This window comes from Pseudomonas sp. 05T35 (genome assembly GCF_056396605.1).
The window spans coordinates 1-504 of record NZ_JBFTLU010000937.1; the positions used below are offsets into that span (position 1 = coordinate 1).

General features: G+C 58.7%; 1 protein-coding gene. It reads left to right on the plus strand.

Annotated features, from left to right (window positions below; translation table 11 throughout):
- Nucleotides 1–128: 128 nt before the first annotated feature.
- The coding region (locus AC1DH9_RS30785; protein ID WP_477809539.1) for an EamA family transporter at nucleotides 129–504 on the plus strand (376 nt) is incomplete at its 3' end.

Below are 504 nucleotides of genomic sequence, written 5' to 3' on the forward strand. Positions count from 1 at the left end.
CATCATTGTTGAATGACACACCGCTATCGCGAGCAGGCTCGCTCCCACAGGGGATTTGTGTGTTGCCTGATGATTCGCAGTGAATAGCAAAACCCGCTATCGTCGCCGCCATTCGAAACGAGGCGAGCATGGGCTATCTACTTTTTGTCACGCTGATCCAGGCGTTTTCCTTCAGTCTGATCGGCGAATACCTGGTCGGTCATGTCGACAGCTATTTCGCGGTGCTGGTGCGGGTGTTGCTGGCCGGGCTGGTGTTCATTCCGTTGACCCGCTGGCGTCAGGTGGAACCGGCATTCATGCGCGGGATGCTGTTGATCGGCGCGTTGCAGTTCGGCGTGACCTACGTCTGCCTGTACCTGAGCTTCCGGGTGCTGACGGTGCCGGAAGTCTTGCTGTTCACCATCCTCACGCCATTGCACGTGACCTTGATCGAAGATGCGCTGAACCGCCGCTTCAATCCCTGGGCGCTGGTGGCGGCATTGGTTGCGGTGCTCGGTGCGGCAG